This window comes from Myxococcus llanfairpwllgwyngyllgogerychwyrndrobwllllantysiliogogogochensis, assembly GCF_006636215.1.
Taxonomy (GTDB): Bacteria; Myxococcota; Myxococcia; order Myxococcales; family Myxococcaceae; genus Myxococcus; species Myxococcus llanfairpwllgwyngyllgogerychwyrndrobwllllantysiliogogogochensis.
Genome location: NZ_VIFM01000107.1, coordinates 1 through 20,594, shown reverse-complemented (window position 1 = coordinate 20,594; position 20,594 = coordinate 1). Strand labels below are relative to the sequence as shown.

At 68.0% G+C, this 20,594-nt stretch carries 16 protein-coding genes and 1 pseudogene; 11 read left to right on the top strand and 6 right to left on the bottom strand.

All coding sequences use genetic code 11. The annotated features are described in order from the left end of the window. Nucleotides 1-182 precede the first annotated feature (182 nt). Together FJV41_RS24905 and FJV41_RS24900 are read right to left on the bottom strand one after the other, a co-directional pair. A complete protein-coding gene (locus FJV41_RS24905; RefSeq protein WP_141645042.1) occupies nt 183-2,855 on the bottom strand; it encodes an N-acetylmuramoyl-L-alanine amidase in 2,673 nt (890 codons plus the stop codon). 36 nt (nt 2,856-2,891) lie between these two features. Next, nucleotides 2,892-3,773: an OmpA family protein gene (locus FJV41_RS24900; protein WP_181790919.1), complete on the bottom strand. Its 882-nt coding sequence runs from the start codon at nt 3,771-3,773 to the stop codon at nt 2,892-2,894. 283 nt (nt 3,774-4,056) lie between these two features. Here FJV41_RS24900 and FJV41_RS24895 point away from each other — a divergent pair, with 283 nt between their 5' ends. Both FJV41_RS24895 and FJV41_RS24890 read left to right on the top strand, forming a co-directional pair. Continuing rightward, entirely contained in the window at nt 4,057-4,689 is a 633-nt protein-coding gene (locus tag FJV41_RS24895; RefSeq protein WP_141645040.1) for a hypothetical protein, read from the top strand. Between the two features lie 15 nt (nt 4,690-4,704). Next, entirely contained in the window at nt 4,705-5,250 is a 546-nt protein-coding gene (locus FJV41_RS24890) for a hypothetical protein (protein WP_141645039.1), read from the top strand. A gap of 7 nt (nt 5,251-5,257) precedes the next feature. On the opposite strand, the gene FJV41_RS24885 is transcribed toward FJV41_RS24890, so the two are convergent. Further along, nucleotides 5,258-5,797 (bottom strand): hypothetical protein, encoded by a 540-nt coding sequence (locus FJV41_RS24885; protein ID WP_141645038.1) that lies wholly within the window; start codon nt 5,795-5,797, stop codon nt 5,258-5,260. 97 nt (nt 5,798-5,894) lie between these two features. On the opposite strand from FJV41_RS24885, the gene FJV41_RS24880 reads away from it, so the two are divergent. The 4 genes from FJV41_RS24880 (at nt 5,895) to FJV41_RS24865 (ending at nt 11,294) form a co-directional block, all read left to right on the top strand. After that, nucleotides 5,895-6,620, top strand: a complete 726-nt coding sequence (locus FJV41_RS24880) for a TetR/AcrR family transcriptional regulator (protein ID WP_141645037.1) — start codon at nt 5,895-5,897, stop codon at nt 6,618-6,620. A gap of 9 nt (nt 6,621-6,629) precedes the next feature. Next, nucleotides 6,630-7,538, top strand: coding sequence for a lytic transglycosylase domain-containing protein (locus tag FJV41_RS24875; RefSeq protein ID WP_141645036.1), 909 nt, complete (start codon nt 6,630-6,632; stop codon nt 7,536-7,538). 525 nt (nt 7,539-8,063) lie between these two features. Then, nucleotides 8,064-9,380: a zinc metalloprotease gene (locus tag FJV41_RS24870; RefSeq protein ID WP_141645035.1), complete on the top strand. Its 1,317-nt coding sequence runs from the start codon at nt 8,064-8,066 to the stop codon at nt 9,378-9,380. Nucleotides 9,381-9,602: 222 nt separating this feature from the next. Continuing rightward, the gene (locus tag FJV41_RS24865) at nt 9,603-11,294 is read left to right on the top strand and encodes a vWA domain-containing protein (protein WP_246137392.1); all 1,692 of its coding nucleotides are present in this window, start codon (nt 9,603-9,605) and stop codon (nt 11,292-11,294) included. Here FJV41_RS24865 and FJV41_RS24860 read toward each other — a convergent pair. Further along, complete coding sequence (locus FJV41_RS24860) at nt 11,288-12,031, bottom strand: glucosamine-6-phosphate deaminase (RefSeq protein WP_141645034.1); 744 nt, start codon at nt 12,029-12,031, stop codon at nt 11,288-11,290. The two genes, FJV41_RS24865 and FJV41_RS24860, sit on opposite strands and share 7 nt — an antisense overlap. A gap of 207 nt (nt 12,032-12,238) precedes the next feature. Between FJV41_RS24860 and FJV41_RS24855 the strand changes: the two genes are divergently transcribed. The 3 genes from FJV41_RS24855 (at nt 12,239) to FJV41_RS24845 (ending at nt 16,515) form a co-directional block, all read left to right on the top strand. Further along, nucleotides 12,239-13,666, top strand: a complete 1,428-nt coding sequence (locus FJV41_RS24855; RefSeq protein WP_141645033.1) for an amidase — start codon at nt 12,239-12,241, stop codon at nt 13,664-13,666. Between the two features lie 78 nt (nt 13,667-13,744). Beyond that, nucleotides 13,745-14,782, top strand: coding sequence for a 6-phosphofructokinase (locus FJV41_RS24850; protein ID WP_141645032.1), 1,038 nt, complete (start codon nt 13,745-13,747; stop codon nt 14,780-14,782). A 101-nt stretch (nt 14,783-14,883) separates the two neighbouring features. Then, nucleotides 14,884-16,515 (top strand): long-chain fatty acid--CoA ligase, encoded by a 1,632-nt coding sequence (locus tag FJV41_RS24845; protein WP_141645031.1) that lies wholly within the window; start codon nt 14,884-14,886, stop codon nt 16,513-16,515. A 78-nt stretch (nt 16,516-16,593) separates the two neighbouring features. Here FJV41_RS24845 and FJV41_RS24840 read toward each other — a convergent pair whose 3' ends face one another. Both FJV41_RS24840 and FJV41_RS24835 read right to left on the bottom strand, forming a co-directional pair. Next, entirely contained in the window at nt 16,594-18,621 is a 2,028-nt protein-coding gene (locus FJV41_RS24840) for a hypothetical protein (protein WP_141645030.1), read from the bottom strand. Between the two features lie 272 nt (nt 18,622-18,893). Beyond that, nucleotides 18,894-19,247 carry a hypothetical protein gene (locus FJV41_RS24835; RefSeq protein ID WP_141645029.1) on the bottom strand — a complete coding sequence of 118 codons (354 nt, stop codon included), beginning with the start codon at nt 19,245-19,247 and terminating at the stop codon, nt 18,894-18,896. 311 nt (nt 19,248-19,558) lie between these two features. On the opposite strand from FJV41_RS24835, the gene FJV41_RS24830 reads away from it, so the two are divergent. Both FJV41_RS24830 and FJV41_RS24825 read left to right on the top strand, forming a co-directional pair. Further along, nucleotides 19,559-20,095: an FHA domain-containing protein gene (locus tag FJV41_RS24830; RefSeq protein ID WP_141645028.1), complete on the top strand. Its 537-nt coding sequence runs from the start codon at nt 19,559-19,561 to the stop codon at nt 20,093-20,095. A 195-nt stretch (nt 20,096-20,290) separates the two neighbouring features. Continuing rightward, a pseudogene (locus FJV41_RS24825) lies at nt 20,291-20,594 on the top strand (metallophosphoesterase); the annotation flags it as partial.

Here is a 20,594-nt window from a genome sequence, read left to right as displayed (position 1 = left end):
CACAGACGACCCGCCCCTCGCGAAACCACACTCACCCGACGCCCCATGGACGACCTCCCTCGACTCCAGAGCGACTCGGGATTGCGCCGGGCCGCCGGCACGGAACCACCCGCCGTGACGGCCCCCACTCGGGGCGTTGTCGTTCCTGGCTCGCGCTCATGGGAACCATCTTGTCACCGACCTCAAGGCGCGTGCAGGTGGAGCCGCATCTGCCCCAGCTCCGCCTGGAGCGTCGCGAACCCGGGCGTGACGGCCGTCAACTGCGCATCCGTGGCGGCCGTCGCCGCGAGCAGCCGCGTCAGCCACTCCCGGCTGTTGGCCGTCGCGTCCACCTGGGGTCGGGTCGCACCGTCGGCGTCCTGCAACATCTCCATCTCCACCGAGCCCACGCCCTCGCGGTTGTTCAGATACGTCACCACGCGCCGCACCGTCTGGATGAACTCGTACCAGGCCGCCACCGTGGTGCCGTTACCAGGGCGGACATCCACCGCGTTCCCCGCGAGGTGCCGTCCCGCCCGAGCGCTCAGCGCGTTGACCTCCACCGCCACATGGCTCAGCAGCACCGTGACGCCGTGCTGGCGGTCGTTGATCATCTCCAGGGCATCCAGCAGGCGCATCCGGAAGCGCGTCGTCTGCTGCGGCGCCGCGGCCAGTGCCGTCAAATCACAGAGCCGGTCCACGGTGACTTCGTAGAGATTGTCGTTCCACCGGACCTCCGCGTATCCCTGGGGCGGCGCCACGGAGGGGACGGGGTTCACGAAGCGCACCACGTACCCGTTCTCCACTGCGATGGTGCTCGTCACCTGTCCACGCGTCTTGTCCTGGGAGCGGAGAATCTGCTCATGCCGCGCGACGCGCTCGTTCATCCACTGCATGAACACGAGCGGGTGCAGGTGCCAGACATGCGAGTCGCCCAGGAAGGGCCCGATGACAGCCTCGGTGGCGACGCCCTGCATGTCCGTGTGGAAGCACAGGGGCCGGATGCTCGCCTCCCACTGCTCGTTGGTGAGCGCCTGCGTCAGCGCCACCTCGACGGCCGGCTGCCCCACGACGATGGTCTGCGTGAGCTGCTCACGCGTCTGCAGGCTCCACTCGCTGCGGAAGCGCACGGCCACCTGGCGCAAGTCACTCACCGCCGTGCGGACATCGACCTGGGTGATGGGCGGATAACCCCGCCCCTGGAGCCAGTCATCCAGCGCGGGCAAATCACAGACCAGGTCCTCCGTGGTGTCCTCCATCCGGTTGGCCGCATCCACCCACGGGCTGTCGGCGAACCGGGACACGTCCGCGGTGGTGAAGACCTCCACATGCACCGTGGGCCCATACACGGGCCCGGTGGCATCCATCCCGGTGATGTACGTGCCCGAGTGGCCCACCAGGTCACTGAGCAGCACGGTCTGGTCGGGATAGAAGATGTCGCCGTTGTCGGGCGCCTGGTCCGTCGGATGGTCGATGAAGTAGTGATTGAGCCAGTCCGGATGCGCCGCGTAGTCGACCACCGCGGCCCCCGCGTCGCTGCGTGCAATCACCTCCGGTCGCAGGTGCATGTAGAGCGAATAGACGGTCTCCGTGGAGTCCGCCCCGTAGTCGATTTCCCCCTCGCGGTTCGCGTCCTCGCGCACGTGTACTTCATGACGCACGAGCACGAAGCAGCGGCTGTAGCGAGGCTCGACTCCCTGCACCAGCCCGTTGACGACCCGCGCGGCGACGATGCGGCCGTTGGCCATGGCATAGACGGGCCTCGCGTTCTCCCCCGAGGGGAGGTGGATGCCGCCGTGCCACAAGCGATTGAGGCCTACCGGGAAGTAGCCGCCGCCCGTGCCCTCGCATTCGGTGAAGTAGTCCACGCGACGGCTTGCGACGTTGTACGCCGTCATCGCGATGTAGTCGGCGGAGCGCGCCGTCTCAAGGTAGTTCAGCGCCCGCGTCGTGTCGTCCAGGTTGACGGGGTACCACCACTCGTCGCTGACGCCGCGCTTGAGCCGGTAGAAGTCCATGGACGCGCCCGGGTCCGAGCGGTCCGCCTGGATGTTGTTGTGCCCGATGATTCCCTGGAAGGAGCGCACCCGCTCCTTGTTCTGGAGCACCGCGGGTGTGTTGAGCTCGATGAGGTCCTGGACATCAATCCAGGGTTGCTCGACGCCGGTGGCCGGATGCAGCAGGAAGGCCTTCGGGATGCGATTCATCTCGCACATGCACTTCGCCCACTTCACCAGCGTCTGGTACTGCTCCTCGGTGAAGAGCACGTCCAGCGGGTACGTGGCGCGGTTGTCATTGCGCTCGTCGTCGAACGTCGCGACCTTGATGTAGTAGTAGGAGCGGCTGGCGCTGGTGCTCTGGAGCACCGTCCCGCCATTGATTTTGCCCAGCTTGTACCGGCGCGTGCCGCCCGTCTTCGAGCCCGGATGGGTGCTGTAATTACACTCGTCCGGGAAGGTCGTCACGGTCTGGAAGTCGATGCCGGGATAGCCATTGACGCTGTAGAGCGCGGGGCCCTGCTGAATCTTGCCGAAGCGCGCCAGCTCCACGCCGATGGACGTGAGGTTGACGAAGCTGTACTGCCCGGAGAAGTCGGGCGCACCGCCCACGTGGTTGGTGCGGACAATCATCTCCTCGCACTGGAACAGCGTCCCATCCAGGTCGATGTTGAAGGTGGCGCCGTACCAATCCGTGGCGGGCGCCTGCCAGTTCCCCGCCACCCAGCCGTGGGTGTAGTGCAGGGTGATGGTCCGCGTGACGTTCCGGTGGCGCGTCGCCGCGTTCCAGGCCGGAGTGCTGGTGGGCGGCTGCTGGTCTCCCACCGCGGTCAACACATCGGTACGTCCGTAGAGTCTCAGGACTTCCGGAACGGGCATGATGGCTCCACGCGAGCTGAGGGCAGGACGGCCGCCTCAGACAGAGAAGAAGAAGGTGTGGCGCGGGGTGATGGGCAGATAGCTGCGCTGGTAGCCGCCCTGGGCCCCGTAGAGCTGCGCGCCCGGAGGACTCTGGCGCGAGAAGTCCGGCGGCGGCTCCTCGAAGAAGACCAGCTCCACGCGTCGGTTGACCTGGGAGCGAAGGTTGTCCTGGCCCTGGCCTTCGATGGGCCAGTCCTCGCCGCACCCGAGCACCGCGGGCGTGGCGAAGCTCAGCGCACCCCGCGCGGCCTTCAGGTCCACGCGGCCCGCGACATACGTCTCATAGAGTTGGAAGACGGCCTTCCAATCCTCCACGCCCGGCGCGCGGGAGTCCGGCGGCTTCGAGCCGTGCGCGGCCTCCACGGCCTTGCGGAACGCCTCGAGCGCCGCCGTCGTGCGCTTTCCGTGCTGGCCATCGATGCCACCCGGGTCGCAGTTCCAGCCGTACTCGTCCGCCACCCAGGTGAGGACCGTCTGGTAGTCCTGCACCGTGTGCTCGGCGCACGAGGAGGCCCAGCCCGCCTTGTCGCCCGTCAGGAAGTCATGGACGTTCTGCGCGCGGGCCTTCGACAAGGCGCGATTGGAGCCATCCCCTCCGACGCTGTCGGTGTGCCCTGCAACGAGCAGCGTCTGCTTCTTCTCCAGCGCATACTCGAGCGCGCGGATGACACACATCAGTCCGCCCGTGTGGCCCTCGCGCCAGTTCTCGCGCGCGTGAGGCGCGGGCAGCAGCACGGCGCTGCCGGAGTGGAAGTTGAGGTCGTCCAACTCCACCACGACGGCCGCGCGGCGCTTGAGGACCAGGGTGTGGGCTTCGCCCGTGGGCAATCCGAGGCCCGATGTGAGCTTCCGCGCGGTGACCTTGCTGTGAGACATCCTCGCCCCCCCGGACCGCTGTTGTTGGAAGTTGAACTCTAATCGTTCCTTCACCGCGCGTGCGAGTCCCTCCAGCAAGAAGTCGACGCGCGCGGGTGGCTCGCGCCTGCCTGCCCCGCATGACGCGGCAGCGCTCCGCTCCACCGAGAATCCTCGCGCCAGGAACCCAGGGCTTTCCGCGCCTCGGCCGCGAGGGCTCATCATTTTCATCCCCGCGACTTCCGTTTCCGCGCTCGCCGCCGAATGATGCTCGCCGGGCCGGACATCCTTCGTGGAACAGCACATGACGATGGCAACACCTTCGACGAGACGACGTGCGGCATCCCTCCGACGACATGGCACGGCCCTGGCCTGCCTCGTGGCGGTGGCCACCGGGGCCGCCGCCCACGCGCAGGAGGAGACGGCGGGCGCGGAGCCCTACCGCCTGGGACTGCTGGTGGATGCGGGCGCGCCCCACGGCATCGGCGTGTCCGCGGTCTTCAAGCCCCTGCCCTGGCTGCGGCTGCAAGCAGGCCCCACCACCAACACGCTGAGCCTGGGGTTTCGGGGCGGCCTCAGCCTCCTTCCGATGCAGACGTTCATCTCCCCCTCCATCAACGTGGAGGGCGGGCACTACTTCGGCTCCGACTACAACGACGTGGTGGACTGGCTCGGCGCCACGCCCACGTCGGCGACGTCCGCCATCCGCGACATCAGCTACGACTACGTCGCCGGCAGCGTGGGGCTCGAAATCGGCGCCGCCAACCGGTTCAACTTCTTCCTGCACCTGGGCCTGAGCTACGTGCGCATGGGCGTGGACGACGCGAGCGCGCTCATCGAAGACGCCACGGACGAGTCGGACATCACCGCGCGAAACCTCACCGTGCGCGCCACCATCCCCTCCGTGAAGGTGGGCTTCCTCTTCTATTTCTTCTGAGTCTGGAGACACACCATGCGAACGAATTCCTTCCGCGCCCTGGTGCTCTCCACCTGTGCGCTCGTCGCCACCGGCTGCGACTCGCTCTTCTTCATCGAGGCGGAGGCCGAGGAGATCTGCAAGGCAGAACCCGACGTCGACTTCCCGGCGGCCTTCCCCGGCACCCTCAGCATCGAGTACTCGATGGAGTTCCCGCTGGGTGACTTCGACGAGGTGCTTCCCCAGGACACCGACGTGGAGACGGAGCTGCGGCTCAAGGGCTTCGAGGTGACGTCCAGCACGGACCTGAGTGGCATCGAGCGCGCCAGCGTCTCCGTGGTCCGCCCGGGCACCAGCGAGAGCATCCTCATTGGCGAGTACCGCCGCACCAACACGTCGCCCACGCAGTCCATCCGGCTCACCGGCAGCGGCGCGGTGAACCTGCTGGACATGGCCCGCGAGGACGCGCTCGAGCTGACCTTCGAGGCGCGGGGCTCGCTGCCCACGCGCGACTGGAACGCGAGAATCGAAGCGTGCGCGGGCGTGCGTGCCAAGGCGAACTACTTCGACCTCGTCTTCTAACCCCGCGTCACGGGTGCGCGGGGGACGCGGACGTCAGGCGTTCCCCCGTGCCCATGGGCACCGGCACCGTGGAGGCCGAGGGCTGCACGCCCAGGTACTCGCGCCGAGTGCCCAGCAGGTTGTCGAAGAACGGGTGCGTCACGCACCAGTTCGCGTTCTGGTCCGAGCCCAGGTGGTGGTCGTAGTGCCAGGGCAGGTGCTCCCGGGCCCACTGGGGGTCCAGGTGCGCGCGGCGGTGGACGCGGTAGTAGTTCACCGCGCACGCCCACACGGTGCCCACGAAGAAGGGGGCCACCGGGAACAGCGGCGCGTGCGCCAGGGCCACCGCGGCCAGCCCCAGGAGCTCCTTCGTCTGCGCGGACCAGGTCCACAGCGAGCGCAGGTACTGGTCATCCAGCATGTCGTGCTTGCGGGACGCCTGGTGGTGCTCGTGCCAGTGGAAGCCCCAGAAGCTTCCCCGGTGTCGACCCAGGCCATGCAGCACGTACTTGTGCAGCGCCCATTCGCCGAAATTGGAGTACGCCCAGCCCAGAGGGATGCCGATCATCGTCGCTCTCCAGCGGGGCGCCCGGCCGACTCCCCGCCCTCAATATCATGACTATTTGGTCACTCTTTTTCTATCACGCAATGAGTCGGAGCGCACGATGGTGAGCCGCGACGGCACGAAGGCCAGGGGCGTGGAGGCGGACAAGCGGCCGGGGCGGCCGGGTGGCCCGAGGGAGACGGCGCGGCGGGAGCGGAGGAAGGAGCTGGAGGACGCGGCGTTGCGGCTCTTCGTGGAGCGGGGGCTGGACGCGGTGACCATCGACGACATCACCCAGGCGGCGGGGGTGGCCAAGGGGACGTTCTACCGGTACTTCGTCGACAAGGCGGCGCTGGTGGAGGCGCTCTTGGAGCCGGTGCGGGGCGAGCTGCTCTCGGGGTTGGAGGCGTGCGGCCAGGCGCTCGGGAACGCGCGGGGCGTGGAGGCGATGTTCGAGGCGTACCGCGCCATGGCGGCCGTCATCGCGAGCGCGCTGTTGCAGTACCCCGGCGTGGTGCGGCTGTACCTCCAGGAGAGTCGGGGGCCGGCGGTGGGTGCGCGGCGGAAGGTGGCGCAGCTGGCGCGGGAGGTGTCGCGGCATGCGGTGGATATCACCCAGAAGGCGCACACCCATGGGCTGTTGCGGCCGATACGGCCAGCGGTGAGCGGGCTCGCGGTGGTGGGGGCGGTGGAGCGGCTGCTGCTGGCGGTGTTGAGTGAGGAGGACATCGGCAATCCGCTGGAGTTGCCGGACGCGCTCACGACGCTGGTGCTGGACGGACTGCGAGTGCCGCCTGGGACACGGGAGGGGCGCCGGAAGTTGGACGGGGGAGCCAAGCGCACTTAAGGGTGGAGTGTGGCGCGCAAGCGGGCCCTGGGTGGCTTCAGCATTCCGTGGTGGGCGTGGGTGGGGCTGGCGGCTGTCACGCCGGTGGTCCTCATCAACACGGCCATTGCGTGGCTGGGTGACACGCACGTGTCGCCGCTGTCGCTGTCCTTCCTGGAGATGAAGGTGAACGCGCTGCGCACGTATGTGGCGCACCGGCCGTCGTGCGTGCTGGATGGGCACGAGCCGCTGGAGCCGCTCATCGCCCAGGCGGAGCGGAGGCACGGGCTGCCCGCGGGATTGTTGCAGGCGCTGGTGCTGGTGGAGTCGGAGGGGCGGGTGCATCGCATCTCTCCGGCGGGCGCGATGGGACCTGGGCAGTTGATGCCCACCACTGCGGTGATGCTGGGAGTGGAGGACCCGTTCGACCCGGCGCCCGCGTTGGATGGGAGCGCGCGATATCTGGCCGAGCAGCTCCGGCGGTTTCGCGACGTGAGGCTCGCGGTGGCCGCGTACAACGCGGGGCCTGGCGCGGTGGATGGGCGCGTGCCGAGGAATGGGGAGACGGAGTACTACGTGCCCAAGGTGCTCACGGCCTGGGTGCGGACACGGCCGCCGGAGCCGCCGCCTCGTCCAGTTCCCGTGGTGGCGGCGCGTGCTCGGCCCGTGGTGGCCGTGGTGGCGAAGCCCGTGGCGCATGTGCGTCCCGCCGTGGCGGCGGTGAGCAAGAAGGCGAGGCCCAAGGTGGCGGCGAAGCCCGTGGCCCCCGTGCGCCCCAAGGTCGTCGCCAAGGTGTCAGCAGCGCCGGCGCGCAGCGCGGTCGTCGCCAAACCGGTGGCACCCAAGGCGAAGCCAAAGAGCGCGGCTGGTCCCGCGAAAGCGCCGACGCGCGCGACGCAGGCGAAGCCCGCTGTCACGGTGAACACTCGCCCGGGCTGAAGGGCAGCCCTGCTCCCGAACAGGCGATTGGGTGGAATGGTCTCTGGGGTGCTGACGCGGCGTTTGCATCGCCCTCGTTGAGCCCGCTCAGTTGGGTGGGCGAAGAATCCAACGATGCGACCACCGAAGCCGTACCTCGTCGGATTTCTGGTTGAGTTGCCACGAAGGTCTGCGCTGGGCGCGGATGACCAGAAACCAGCCGCAGAGTTCCCCATCGTCCAACCCCTTGCGCGTCAATGGATTCATCGCTGCGAATTGGATGAGGACGAAGGCCAGCACAGCCTGATGACTGACGAAAGGCAGAGATTAGCCCGACCGCAATCAGGCAGACCTCTCAATCACCCATCGCGCCGCGCATGCGCCGGAAATTTCAAGCACGACAGTGTCTGTAATTTTACAGAGCACATCAACAATCCTTGACGCTTGAGCTTTGGAGGGAAATTCGACATATGTCATTCCTGGCACGGCGGCCGACCCAGAACAAACCGGGAGCATCGGCGACGTCCGCACACCCAAGGAAAGTCAATGACGAGACATGCCAGTCTGTCGATGCATGCAAGCGTGGCCGCTGCATGGCTGACGCTCTCTGCCTGTAGCCCTGTCGATGAGAATCCAGGTCCCGAGTCAGTTTCCGCGTCCAACTCCGCGGAGGGATGCAACACGTCGAAGGAGAAGATTCTCAGCCGCGCGCGATGTGGCACGCCTGAGCCGACGGCCGCACAAACGGAAGCAATGCGGGTAACCACGGAAGAAGATCCGTCGACACTGCGCGCCACAAGTCTCGTGGGGCTCACGACGATTGACGTCTGGTTTCACGTCATCCAAAGCGGCCCTGCCCTGTCACAGGGGAATGTGCCCGAAGCCTGGCTGGATGCACAGATCCGCGAACTGAACGATGCTTACGGCGATGCCACGGCTTTGGCTTCGAGTCGCTTCAACTTCGTGAAGCGAGGAGTGACGCGCACCACGAATGGCACGTGGTTCAACCTCACTCCTGCCACTCCCGCGTCCGCAAACGAACTGGCGATGAAGCAGGCGCTCCACCAGGGCGGCGCAACGACACTCAACATCTACACCATGGCGCCTGGGGCCGGGGTGCTGGGATGGGCAACGAATCCCGCCCAGCTCTCTGGCACCAACGGTGCCGTACTGGATGGGGTGGTCGTTCATTACAACTCGTTTCCAGGTGGAACGGAACTCTACTACGACCAAGGGATGACTGCAGTCCACGAGGCCGGGCACTGGCTGGGATTGTATCACCCCTGGCGCAATGGCTGTTCTTCCGTCGGGGATGAGGTCAGCGACACGCCTGCGATGGACGATGCCTGGTTGGGGTGCCCCGCTCAGACAGTGGACAGCTGCCCGTCGATGCCTGGAACGGATCCGGTCCGCAACTACATGGGGTACACCGACGACATCTGCATGTGGGAGTTCACGAGTGGGCAGGTCGCCCGCATGGCTAATCTCTATTCAAGTCTACGCGGAACCCTGGGCACCGTGAACGGCTATACATACGAAGGGCTGTGGCAGCACACCATTACGTCCACCATTTATGGCGGGGCGTACGACTCCGACACCCCTAGCTCGGCAATTCAAGTGCGAGCCTACTGGGACGGAGCCGCTGGCAGTGGCGCTTCATATACACAGGTCACCGCGAACGAGGCGAACGGCTATATCAACGAGATTTACGGCGTGGCTGGAAACCACGGCTTCACCATCACCGTGCCGACGGCGCTTCGGGATGGGCAGCCGCACAAGGTCTACATCTACGGTGTCGACTCGGGCTCCGGCCCCATGTCTCATCTCATGTACGGGGCGCTGAGCTTCACCATCAACCCCTGAGCTGGCCGTGGCGAGAGGCGACTTTCGGGAAGCGCCCTTCTCCCTGACGAGGGACATACCCCGTCGAACTCCCTGAGATAGGAGCCCCGCGTGAGCTGACCGCGGGGCTCCCGCGTTCGGGGTAAGCCGCATCGGTCGGATGACCGACCTCCTCCCGTTGACCGACCTCGGGCGAATGACGGACGCGCGGCGTGAGGCACTCGTGCGACGAGTAGCTCACGCATGACGACTCCCTCCACGCCCCGAGGCTCCATGAGCAAGCGCTTGAAGGTCCTCTACTCCCTGCTGTCCCTCGTGCTCGCCTTCGTGGGCGTGGTCACCCTGTTCGGCGACAACATCCGCAAGCATTTCGGGGCGAACACCGCATCGCTCGCCGGCAACCCGGACGTGGCCTACAGGAAGAGCATGCGCACCTTCGGAGAGAACACCGCGTACGGCAACGACGGCGCGACCGCCTCTGTCGACTCCCTGCAACGCAAGCCAATGCGCCACTTCAACTCGGGCGCCTACGCCGAGGCTCCCGCCCCCAGCCAGCATGTGGAGCGCCTCGCCTCCAACGCCTATACCCGCACCGAGAACGACCCGCTCTCCACCTTCGCCGTGGACGTGGACACCGCCTCCTACGCCCTCTTCCGTCGCGCCGTGAAGGGAGACCGGCTGCCCTCCGCCGACACCGTCCGCGTGGAGGAATGGGTCAACTACTTCCGCTACCGCATCCCCGAGCCCAAGCCCGACGAGGGCGCCTTCCACGTCGCCCTCGAAGCCGCGCCCTCCCCCTTCGCCCCCAGCCAGCACATCCTCAAGGTGAGCCTCCAGGGCCGCCACGTCGCCAAGGCCCAGCGCAAGCCCACGCACCTGGTCTTCCTCGTGGATACCAGCGGCTCCATGAACGGCCAGGACCGGCTGGAGCTCGCCAAGACGTCGATGAAGCTCGCCGTCTCCGGCCTCAACCCCGCCGACACCGTCACCATCTCCACCTACGCCGGTGACGTGCGCACCGTCCTGGACACCACGCCCGCGCGCGACCGCAAGGTCATCGAAGCCGCCATCGACGGCCTCTCCTCCGGCGGCGGCACCGCCATGGGCAGCGGCCTGGAGCTGGCCTACCAGCACGCCGTCCGCATGGCCGGAGCCAACCGCGTCTCCCGCGTCGTCGTCCTCACCGACGGCGACACCAACCTCGGCCGCAACCAGACGGCGGACGCCATGCTGGAGAGCATCAGTCGCTACGTGAAGGAAGGCGTCACCCTCTCCACCATCGGCTTCGGCATGGGCAACTACCGCGATGACCTGATGGAGCGCCTGGCCAACAAGGGCAACGGCAACTGCTACTACATCGACTCGGAGCGCGAGGCCCGCCGCGTCCTCCAGGAACAGCTCGGCGGCACCATGGAGGTCATCGCCCAGGACGTCAAAATCCAGGTGGAGTTCGACCCGACCGCCGTGCGCGGCTACCGGCTGCTCGGCTACGAGAACCGCGCCATCGCCGACAACGACTTCCGCAAGGACGCCGTCGATGCGGGCGAAATCGGCGCGGGCCACACCGTCACCGCGCTCTACGAACTGGACCTCACTGGAGAAGGCTCCACCGTGGCCACCGTCCGCGTGCGCGCCAAGAAGCCCGGCGACTCCGAGGTCGCCGAGCAGCGCTTCACCCTGCCGCGCCACCAGGTGCGCGAGTCCCTGTCGACCGCCTCCTCCGACCTGCGCTTCGCCCTCGCCGTCGCCGGCACCGCGGACCTCCTGCGCGGCACCACCCCGACGGATGACCGCGGCTTCGCGCGCATCCACTCGCTCGCCGAAGATGCCGTGGACGGCCAGGAAGACCGCGAGGAGTTCCTCACCCTGCTCGGCAAGCTGCGCGAGCTGATGTCGCCGCGCCTCGTCCGCAACGCGAACCCGACGCGCTACTGAGTCCGCGCCGACAGGGCGCTCGCCGAGGCCCTGTCCAACCACACCTCCACGTCGCGGTGCAGTTGCAGGAACGACGCGGGGCAGCGCGGAGTCACGGGGCCCTCCACCATGGCCTTCACCGCCTCCGCCTTGCCCTCGCCAAACGCCAGCAGCATCGCGCGCCGCGACTGGATGAGCGCCCCCATTCCCAACGTCAGCGCCTCCAATGGCACGCGGCTCGGGTCATCACCGAAGAGCATCGCGTTGGCTTCCCGCGTCTCCCGGCTCAGCCGCGTCCGGTGACAGCGCGCCTGCAACTGCTCCGCGGGCTCGTTGAAGGCCAGGTGCCCGTTGGCGCCAATGCCCAGAAGCACCAACCCCAGCCCACCCTCCGCCGCCAGCTCCGCCTCGTAGCGCGCGCACTCGGCCTCCGCGTCCGGCGCCGCGCCGTCGAGGAAGTGGATGAGCTCCTCCGACAGATTCACCCGCTGGAAGAAGTGCCGGTCCATGTACGCGCGAAAGCTGCCCCCATCCTCCGCCGACACCCCGAGCAGTTCGTCCAGGTTGAAGGTCCGCGCACGAGACCAGTCCACCGCCTTGCGCTCATGCAACGCCACCAGCTCCCGGTACACGTTGAGCGGCGTGCGCCCCGTGGGCAGCCCCAGCACCAGCGACGGATGAGACGTCACCGCCTCGCGGACTCGCGCGGCGCATGCGACGGCCGCGTCCTGCTCGGACTCGAAGACTCGAAGGTTCAAGGAGGCTCCCCGTTCGCGAAAGAGGCGCGCACACGAACATAGAAGCCCCACCTCCAACACGAGCCCTGAGTCAGGAACGCGTTCACCACGAGGAGCGGCTGTGACAACTGCTGCAACTGTCTCTATCCGATACCGCACAAACGCAACGCGTCATGCATGGCGGTCCACACGAGAAGGTGTCGGCGAGGAAAGCGGTAGAGTCGACGGATGGACCCCTTCGTCAGCCTCGACGCCACCGCCCAGGCCGAGCTCGTCCGCAGCGGGGAAGTCACGCCACTGGAGCTGGTGGACGCGGCCATCGCTCGCATCGAGCGCTGCAACCCGAAGCTCAACGCCGTCGTGCAGACGCAGTTCGACACGGCGCGCGCGCGGGCGAAGGCGCCCCTTCCCCAGGGCCCCTTCACCGGCGTGCCCTTCCTGCTCAAGGACCTGCTCGCCGCACAGGAGGGCTACCCGCTGAGCTTCGGCTCGCGCTTCACGAAGGACTTCTCACCGAACCACGACAGTGAGCTGGTCAAGCGCCACCTGCGCGCGGGGCTCGTCGTGCTGGGAAAAACCAATACGCCGGAGCTGGGCCTCCTGCCCACCACGGAGGGCGCGCTGCACGGCCCCTGTCGCAACCCGTGGGACGTGACGCGCTCGCCCGGAGGCTCCAGCGGCGGCGCGGCGGCGGCGGTGGCCAGCGGCATGGTGCCCTTCGCGCATGCCTCCGACGGCGGAGGCTCCATCCGCATCCCCGCGTCGAGCTGCGGCCTGTTCGGCCTCAAGCCCAGCCGGGGCCGCAACCCCACCGGACCGGAGCTGACGGACAGCGTCCACTGGCTGGTGGGCGAGCATGCCCTCACCCGCACGGTGCGAGACAGCGCCACCCTGCTGGACGCCACCGAGGGCCCCGACCTGGGCGCGCCCTACATCGCCCCGCCCAAGACGCGGCCCTACAGCATGGAGGTCGGCGCGCCACCCGGACGCCTGCGCATCGGCCTGACGCTGCGCAACGCCGTGGGCGCCCCCATCCACCCGGAGTGCCTGGCCGCCGTCGCCGCCACCGCCCGGCTGCTGGAGGGCCTGGGCCACTCCGTCCTCGAAGGCAGCCTGCAGATACCGGGCGACGAGGAGCTGGGACAGCACTTCATGACGGCCTGGGCCGCCAGCGTGGTGAACAGCATCGAGGGCCTGGGCCGGCGGATGCGCCGCACCCCGGAGCCCGAGCACTTCGAGCCCTTCACCTGGGCGCTCTACCAGTTCGGACTGAGCCAGGGCCTGACGGCCTACCTGCACGCCCAGGCGGAAGTGCTGCGCTTCGGCCGCGCCTTCGCCCGACGCTTCGAGGACGTGGACGTGTGGCTCCTGCCCACCGTCACCGAGCCCGCGCCCACGCTGGGCACCTTCGCCGCCCCGCCCGACGAGCCGCTCGCTCCGCTGTTCCGCTCGGCGGCCTTCACGCCCTACTGCCCCATGGCGAACATGGCGGGCAACCCGGCCATGAGCGTGCCCCTCCATTGGAGCCCGGAGGGTCTGCCGGTGGGCGTCCAGTTCATCGCCCGATTCGGCGACGAGGCCACCCTCTTCCGGCTGGCCGCGCAGCTCGAGTCGGCGCACCCCTGGACGCACCGGCGCCCCTCGGTGTTCGGCTAGGGGTCGCCACGTCCTTCGGAGAGCGCTCGGGCAAACTTCGCGAGCACGCATGGCGCCGGGCGCGATACAACCTTCCCCATGAAAGTCGCCGTGCTCACCGGCGGGGGTGACTGCCCCGGCCTGAACGCCGTCATCCGCGCCATCGTCCGCCGCGCCACCGCCCACGGTTTCGAGATGATGGGCCTTCGAGACGGATGGAAGGGCCTGCTCGAGGACAACCACTTCCGCCTCACGCGGGAGACCACCTCCGGAATCCTCCACCGGGGCGGCACCATCCTCGGCACCTCGCGCGTCAACCCCTTCAAGGTCGAGAACGGGCTGGAGAAGGTCAAGCGCGCGATAGAGCGCAATGGCATCCACGCCGTCATCGCCATCGGCGGCGAGGGCACGCTGTCCGCCGCCACGCGCATGTCGGAAGAGGGGCTGCGCATCGTCGGCGTGCCGAAGACCATCGACAACGACCTCAACGGCACGGAGTTCACCTTCGGCTTCGACACCGCCGTGGCCATCGCCACGGAGGCCGTGGACCGGCTGCACTCCACCGCCGAGTCCCACAAGCGCGTCATCGTCTGCGAGGTCATGGGCCGGCACGTGGGCTGGATTGCCACCTACGCGGGCATCGCCGGCGGCGCGGACGTCATCCTCGTCCCGGAGATTCCCGCCGACCTGGAGCGCGTGGCCGAGCACATCCAGCGCCGTCACGCGGGCGGGCGCACCTTCTCCATCGTCGTCGTCGCGGAAGGCACGCGCATCAAACTGGCGGCGGACCAGAACGAGCAGCTCGTCACCAGCGGCGCGCTGGACGAAGCAGGCCGGCCGCGCCTGGGCGGCGTGGGCAACATCGTCGCGCACGAAATCGAGCGCCGCACCGGCTTCGAGACGCGCGTATCCGTGCTGGGCCACATCCAGCGCGGCGGCGCACCCACCGCGCATGACCGCGTGCTCGCCACCCGCTACGGCGTCCACGCCTGCGACATGGTGGCCCGAGGCGAGTTCGGGAAGATGGCCGCGCTCAAGGGCAACGAAATCATCAGCGTGGACCTGTCCGCCGCGACGAAGGAGCTCAAGAAGGTGCCCAAGGAGTTCTTCGAGGTCGCCCAGGTCTTCTTCGGCTGACGCAGTGCGATAACAAACGAGCCGCATGACGCGGGACGCTGGCTCGTGTGCGCATCCGGTAGCATCGGTGGCCTACCCCTCGCAGTGAAGGGACGGTGCCGATGCTTCCAGGACGCATGATGGACTTCCCGCTCACCCTGACGCATTTCCTGGAGCGCGCGCGGACGTACTTCCCGCGCTCGGAAATCGTCAGCCGCAATCCGGACAAGACGACGCACCGCTATACCTATGCGGACTTCCACCGGCGCACGTGTCAGTTGATGAACGCGCTGACGCGGCTGGGGGTGAAGGCGGGCGACCGGGTGGCGACGCTGAGCTGGAACCACTACCGGCACCTGGAGGCGTACTTCGGCATTCCGGCGATGGGCGCGGTGGTGCACACGCTGAATCTGCGCCTGCACCCGAACGACCTGGCCTACATCGCGCGGCACGCGGAGGACTCGGTGGTGCTGGTGGACCGCTCGCTGTTGCCGCTGTTCGAGAAGTTCGCGGCGCAGGTGCCCAGCATCCGCCACGTCATCGTCATCCCGGACGCGGGGCCCGCGCCGGAGGGGATGCTGGACTACGAGCAGCTACTGGCGAAGGAGTCAGTGGACTTCGACTTCCCGACGCTGGAGGAGAACAGCGCGGCGATGCTCTGCTACACGTCGGGGACGACGGGCAACCCGAAGGGTGTGCTGTTCAGCCACCGCTCCATCGTGTTGCACACGTTGGTGTGCTGCATGAAGGATTTGACGGGCATTGGCGAGGCGGACTCGGTGCTGCCGGTGGTGCCCATGTTCCACGCGGCGGCGTGGGGACTCCCTTTCGACGCGATCATCACCGGCGCGCGCATGGTGATGCCGGGGCCGCACCTGGACCCGCCGTCGCTGTTGGAGTTGATGGCGACGGAGAAGGTGACGGTGGCGGGGGGTGTGCCCACCATCTGGCTGGGGATTCTCGCGCTGTTGGACCAGGACCCGAAGAAGTGGGACCTGAGCGCGATGCGGACCATGTTGATTGGGGGCTCGGCGGCGCCCCCGGCGATGATTGACGGCTTCCGGCAGCGGCACGGGCTGGAGGTGACGCACGCCTGGGGCATGACGGAGATGAACCCGGTGGGCACCATGGCGAAGGTGAAGCAGGAGCTTCGCCACGCGGACGCGAAGACGCAGCTGGCGGCGCAGGGCTCGCAGGGCTTCGCGCTGCCGTTCGTGGAGACGCGGGTGATGAGCGAGGAGGGCAAGCCGTTGCCGTGGGACGGTTCGACGATGGGCGAGCTGGAGGTGCGCGGACCGTGGGTGGCGGGCTCGTATTACGGCGGCGAGGGACAGGACCGCTTCACGTCCGACGGCTGGTTCAAGACGGGTGACGTCGTCACGCTGGACGCGGATGGGTATGTCCGCATCTGCGACCGGAGCAAGGACGTCATCAAGTCGGGCGGCGAGTGGATTTCGTCGGTGGCGCTGGAGAACGCGCTGATGAGCCACCCGGCGGTGCTGGAGGCGGCGGTGTTCGCCGCGCGGCACACCCGCTGGGACGAGCGCCCGCTGGCGGCGGTGGTGCTCAAGCCGGGACAGGCGGCGACGAAAGAGGAACTGGCCGAGCACCTGGCGAAACAGTTCGCCAAATTCTGGCTGCCGGACGACTACCTCTTCATCGCCCAGATTCCCCGCACGTCCACCGGCAAGTTCCTCAAGACGAAGCTGCGCGAGGACTACGGCGACCACCTGCTCAAGAGCGCCACAGGGTGAGTTGAACGGGCGGTCTCGAAGCTGAAAGCACGGTCCGCGTCAGGCGATGAGCGCGGACCGTGCAGGATGCGAGTGACGTCAGTTGGCGCCGAGACAGACGCCGCCGCAGGTGGTCTCCACCTTGCCGTCCGGTCGCAGGAAGAGGTCCACCTGCTCGCGGCCCTTCACGTTGCGCCGCACGCCCTCATGCACCGGATTGTCCTGCGCCGGCAGGTCCGCCACCGTGCCCGGCAGCGGCGTGGGCAGCCCGAAGTCGAACTGCACCAGCGCAGCGCTGTCGATGGCGCCCTCGAACACCGGCAGCTCCGGCACCCGCCACGTCGCCGGCAACTGCTGCGTCAGCCCCATCGCCCGCGCGTGCAGCTCCGTGGCCACGTTGGGCACCTGCGCATCCCCCAGCCCGTACTGCACCAACACCCGACGCGACGCCGGTCCACCGGTGTACAGCGTCGTCACCACGTGCGGTGCATAGGTAATCGGGTCGATGCGGTCGAAGCTCGTCTGCGTCAGCGCCGCGAACTTCTGCTGGTCCAACGCGTCCGGCACCGCCGCCGCAATCGCCTGGAGGAACATCGCGAACGGCTTCGCCCGGAACATCATCAGCGAGAAGTCCGCCCCACCCACGCTGAACACCGCCCGTGAGATGTGCGGCGACAGCGCCACGTACGTCCCACCCAGGATGTGCCCCTGGCTGATGCCGTAGAAGTACGTCTGGTCCGGGTCATACACGAGCACCCCGTTGTCCTTGAGCTCCGCCAGGTCCTTCAACGTGGTCCGCGCCGCGTAGGTGACGGCCATCTGGTTCACCATGCCCTGATGCACCCGGTCCGTGAAACGCAGCGTCTGCGCGGGCTGCTGCGACATGGCGCCAATCACCCCCGGCGCGTCCGCCTGCGACATGCCCCACCAGTCCACCGTCATCACCACCATCTTCGTCGCCTGCACGAAGGGCCGGACGAACGAGCCGTCCGACTCGCCCTGGCTGCCGAAGAAGCCGTGCCCGAACTGGAGGAAACGCACCGGCGCCACCGCCTGGCCCCAGACACTCCGCGGAATCTGGAGCGTGAAGGGCACCTCCGCCTCGCCATTGCGCTTCACCCTGCCCTGCGCGTCACGCGCCAGCAGCGCCCCCGCCTGCGCCGTCTCCGTGAAGAGCGGCACCCGCAGCGTCCCCTTGATGCGGCGGAAGATGTTCGCGTCCACCTCGTCCTTCACCTCCGTCACCGTCACGACAGGCGGCGTGGCCTCCAGCGCCTCCATCGCGAGCCGCCGCACGTCCATCATGTCCCGGGTGACGTTCTCCTCCGTCTCCGTGGTGAAGTCCCACGCGAGCTGCAACTCCGAGCGCGCCATACCCGCGGCCTCCAGCGCCGGGAAGATGTCCGCCTCGTACCGCGCGGCCAGGGGCGCCAGCAGCGGGTCTCCCGCCGTCTGCCCATCCCGGATGCGACGGAAGCCCTCCGGCACGGGCACGGCCGTCCCGTCCTTCGCCTTCAGCCCGCGCAACGCGACGATGTAGCGCGCGCCACCGCGCAGCCGCACCGCTGGCCGCACCAGCAGTGCCCGGTGCGCATCATCCGGCGCGCGCGGGTCCAGCTCCGCGAAGTGCAGCACCCCCGTGCCTGCTTCCGCGTCCAGCACCACCGTGGCGCCCGTGGTCGCCGCCGTGGGCTGCGTCACCGGCGGCAGGTTCGTCGCGTCCACGCCTCCCGGGAAGAGCGCGAGCATCTGCGTCCCATGCGAATAGCCATCCGCCGGATGCAGGTCCGTGAAGTCAAAGGGCGTCCCGTCCTTCATCTTCAGCTTCGCCGCCGTGGTCAACTTCACGCGGTGACCCGACGGCAGCGCCGCGTCCTCCTGCAGGAAGTAGTTCGACGGGTACGGCAACAGACAGTCGTGCTCCGACGCCAGCGGGTTGCAGCCCTCAGGCACCTCCAACGCCGGCAGCTGCGTCCCAGAGTCCCCCGCGTCGGGCGTGCCGCCACCGTCGGGCTGCTCCTGCCCGGCGTCCGGCGGCGCGTCATCCTCCGAATCCGAACACGCGGTCATCGCCAGCAACGACAACGCCAGCACCCACGCGCCGCGCTTCTTCATTCGCTCCCACATGGTCCGAGGACTCCTCATGCGAACACAGATGTTTGTGTCACGAGGATGTAACCGGAGACGTCACCCGAGCAAAGCCTTGTCTCACGACGCACCGCACCACGCACAGCCCTGGCATGCCCCGCGTGCGTGGGCCCCGCGCTCGGCTGCCCAATGTCGCACACCCACGCCTCCCTGGAACCATGTCAGGCCCCACGGAAAGTGAGAGGAATCAGGCAAGCAGCGGAACAGCGTCAGCCCGATTTACGGACTGACGCTGCCTATCCACGGATGTTTCAGATTCCGCAGATATCTTCAGCCAGCGAGATGCACGCCGCGATGAACTGCGCGGTGGTGCAGCCGCCGTTCTGGGTGCAGACGATGTCGCCGGTGCCCGGCTCGCTACACCACTGGAGCGTCACCCAGCACGCCGCCTGGGTGAGGGTGCGCTCTCCCTCGATGGACTGCGCGCTCAGGTTGTTCTCTCCCGAGGCATCCCGCACCGTCACGGGCGTGCCATCGGCGCGCGTCGCCTCATAACGTGGGCCCAGCTCTCCGGAGACGGCCTCGGGCGAAGACGTCTCGGGACCACAGCCCGTGAGCATTCCAACGGCGAGCCCCGCGACCACGATGAATGACAGCGCTTTCATATGGGTTCTCCTGGTGATGGAGCTCACCGACCTGAGCCCCACTGCCCATATGCAATGTTTGTATTTCCTCCTCTATCGTTGATTGCCGCTATCTGAAATGTTTTCAGCCCATTCCCGAGCCTGGGATTACAGCCCGCCGCAATCACTGCGCATGGATTGGGTGTGAGAACGCCCGTCGTGAAAGCTTCCGCTCATCCTGGTCGCGCGGGCTCCGGCGCCCTCGCACAGGAGCGTTGTCTGGTGGACGGGAGCCTGGAGCGCGCGGAGGGCGCGAGCGTCCAGCGCGTCCTCCAGGTTAAGTTGGGGCCACCATGCCGTCCGTGAAGCAACTTCGCCCGTTCGCCCTGGCAACCCTGGAAGCCTTCCTCGACGCTTCCGGGCCCGTGGTCCTCGTCCAACAGCCGCCCGAGCCTGTCTTCCAGCAGGTGGCGATGCGGCTGGGTGAGGCGCGCACCGTGGGCATGGCCCATCGCAGCCGACTGGTGGACCGCCTCTTCGTCATGCTCCGGGGCTTCGACGCGCTGGAGGTCCACTTCCTGCGTCCCGCCATGGATGGCCACGAACTCACCGTGGGGAGGATGGAGGGCTGCGCGCTGCTCGTCCCGGACCCATCCGTCTCCAAGCACCACGCCACGCTGAAGTGGCACGAGTCACGGGGCGACTGCTCGGTGAAGGACGTGGGCTCGATGAACGGAACGTGGGTCAACGCCTCGTCGCTCACCGCGGAGCAGGAGGTCCTGCTCACGGACGGCGACGCGCTGGGTTTCGGCGACGCCCAGTTCCTCTACCTGCGCACGGAGACGCTGCACGCGCACCTGCGCATGGCCAGCCCCGGCACCCACCGCTGATTCGCTCCTCGCGGGAATGCCACACCCGGCTTGCGCGTAGGGAGGGCGGCCTGGCGCGCCCCTGCTCCCGGCCGAGCCCGGCTCGCACGAGGCCCCGTCCTCTCCTACATTGAGCCACTTCGTGCGGCGAGGCAGGCGGGTCGCCGCTATGACTCCCGCTCTTCAGCGCGTGGGAGTGTGTGGATGGTCAGGCCGTTGCTTCTCCTCTTGGTCTATGTGGGCGCATGGGCCGTGCTGCGCGCGCTCTGGCCCGACCTGTTGCGTGGGTGGCGGCGGTGGGTGCTGCTGGGCGGCTCGGTGATGTCCCTGGCCGTGTGGCTGTTCCCCCTGCTGGCGGGCCCCCACGTGGAGCTGCCCGCCGCGCTGCGCATCCTCGCCGTCGGGTGGTCCATCTCCGCCATCATCGTCGTGCTCGCCGGGACGCCCATCGCCCTGCTGCGCAAGTGGGTGGACAGGAAGAGCCCGGAGCTCGTGCCCTCCGCCCCGCTCGCTTCCGACG

Bases quoted from the DNA above. Each gene is read 5' to 3' on its own strand.
- FJV41_RS24890 (WP_141645039.1), top strand. From the start codon at position 4,705: ATGCGAACGAATTCCTTCCGCGCCCTGGTGCTCTCCACCTGTGCGCTC.
- FJV41_RS24865 (WP_246137392.1), top strand. From the start codon at position 9,603: ATGACGACTCCCTCCACGCCCCGAGGCTCCATGAGCAAGCGCTTGAAG.
- FJV41_RS24870 (WP_141645035.1), top strand. From the start codon at position 8,064: ATGACGAGACATGCCAGTCTGTCGATGCATGCAAGCGTGGCCGCTGCA.
- FJV41_RS24895 (WP_141645040.1), top strand. From the start codon at position 4,057: ATGACGATGGCAACACCTTCGACGAGACGACGTGCGGCATCCCTCCGA.
- FJV41_RS24900 (WP_181790919.1), bottom strand. From the start codon at position 3,773: ATGTCTCACAGCAAGGTCACCGCGCGGAAGCTCACATCGGGCCTCGGA.
- FJV41_RS24880 (WP_141645037.1), top strand. From the start codon at position 5,895: ATGGTGAGCCGCGACGGCACGAAGGCCAGGGGCGTGGAGGCGGACAAG.
- FJV41_RS24855 (WP_141645033.1), top strand. From the start codon at position 12,239: ATGGACCCCTTCGTCAGCCTCGACGCCACCGCCCAGGCCGAGCTCGTC.
- FJV41_RS24835 (WP_141645029.1), bottom strand. From the start codon at position 19,247: ATGAAAGCGCTGTCATTCATCGTGGTCGCGGGGCTCGCCGTTGGAATG.
- FJV41_RS24830 (WP_141645028.1), top strand. From the start codon at position 19,559: ATGCCGTCCGTGAAGCAACTTCGCCCGTTCGCCCTGGCAACCCTGGAA.
- FJV41_RS24850 (WP_141645032.1), top strand. From the start codon at position 13,745: ATGAAAGTCGCCGTGCTCACCGGCGGGGGTGACTGCCCCGGCCTGAAC.
- FJV41_RS24845 (WP_141645031.1), top strand. From the start codon at position 14,884: ATGCTTCCAGGACGCATGATGGACTTCCCGCTCACCCTGACGCATTTC.
- FJV41_RS24840 (WP_141645030.1), bottom strand. From the start codon at position 18,621: ATGTGGGAGCGAATGAAGAAGCGCGGCGCGTGGGTGCTGGCGTTGTCG.
- FJV41_RS24885 (WP_141645038.1), bottom strand. From the start codon at position 5,797: ATGATCGGCATCCCTCTGGGCTGGGCGTACTCCAATTTCGGCGAATGG.
- FJV41_RS24905 (WP_141645042.1), bottom strand. From the start codon at position 2,855: ATGCCCGTTCCGGAAGTCCTGAGACTCTACGGACGTACCGATGTGTTG.